Origin of the sequence: Moorena sp. SIO4E2 (genome assembly GCF_010671945.1) — a bacterium.
Taxonomy (GTDB): Bacteria; Cyanobacteriota; Cyanobacteriia; order Cyanobacteriales; family Coleofasciculaceae; genus Moorena; species Moorena producens.
The window spans coordinates 1-1,297 of sequence record NZ_JAAHIE010001278.1; the positions used below are offsets into that span (position 1 = coordinate 1).

The 1,297-nt window shown below is 39.6% G+C and carries 1 protein-coding gene and 1 pseudogene; both read left to right on the forward strand.

Going from position 1 to position 1,297, the window contains the following annotated elements:
• A partial coding sequence (locus F6K37_RS42930) for a DUF4351 domain-containing protein (RefSeq protein ID WP_287257286.1) occupies window positions 1-209 on the forward strand: 209 nt, incomplete at its 5' end.
• 210 nt (window positions 210-419) lie between these two features.
• Window positions 420-1,297 (forward strand): annotated as a pseudogene (locus F6K37_RS42935) (Rpn family recombination-promoting nuclease/putative transposase); the annotation flags it as partial.

Below are 1,297 nucleotides of genomic sequence, written 5' to 3' on the forward strand. Positions count from 1 at the left end.
AAGCTATAGAACAAGGCCGGGAAGAAGGGAGATTAGTAATGCAGGGACTGATATCCCGTCAACTGGAAGGTAAACTTGGTGCAATTCCCTCAGAAATTCTAGAAGGAATTCAACAATTATCTCTAGACCAACTAGAAGCGTTAGGAGTTGCTATGGCAGATTTTACCACCAGCGTCGATTTGTCGAATTGGTTGCGGGATAACCAATGATATAGCGCTACGCGCAAGTCAGAAGTTAGAAGTCAGAAGTCAGAAGTAAGCTATGACTAAGTTTTTGCCTATTAAGTAGGGTGGGCAAAATTCTAGGATCTAGAATTATCAAAAGAACTAAACGGTTTTTGCCCACCCTACAAGCCTATTAAGTAGTAGTGCTGTACCAGTAAAATTAATCAATTAACCATCAATATTAACAAATTAACCATGAGATTTATCAGCCCCAAAACCGATTTTGCTTTTAAGAAAATCTTTGGTTCCTCTGAGAGTAAAGAAGTTCTGATCAGCTTTCTAGATGCTTTAATCTATCAAGGAGAATCTAGGATAAATAACTTAGATATTATTGACCCATACAATGCTGGCTATACTACGGAGCTGAAGGATACCTACCTGGATGTCAAAGCTATACTCAATGACGGCTCTACGGTAATTATTGAAATGCAAGTGTTAAATGTTCCAGCTTTTGATAAACGAGTAATCTATAATCTCGCCAAAACCTATAGCACTCAATTAAAATATGGAGAAGGATATTCTAAACTGAAGCCGGTGATTGCTTTAACAATTACAGACTTCACTATGTTTGAGCAAACCGACCGATATCTCACTCGTTTTGTATTTAAAGAATACCAAGATAATTTTATCTACCGAAACCAACACCTAACCATGGTGTTTGTGGAACTGCCGAAATTTTCCCGGTCTTTAGAAGAGTTAGAAACGGCATCGGAGAAATGGATATATTTTCTGAAGGAAGCCCCAAATTTAGAAGCAATTCCCGAGACCTTTCTTGATGCAGTCGCTCATGGGGGAAACCCCCAAGACCGCGCTGCATCGCTATCATAAATCCCGGAAATTGCTCAGGCGCTAACCATAGCTAATCAAGCCAATATGAGTAGAAAAGACTTGGAGGAATTACACAAACGAGAATTGTTTATGGAAGACCGCAAAGGTGAAATTCGTCAAGCTATAGAACAAGGCCGGGAAGAAGGGAGATTAGTAATGCAGGGACTGATATCCCGTCAACTGGAAGGTAAACTTGGTGCAATTCCCTCAGAAATTCTAGAAGGAATTCAACAATTATCTCTAGA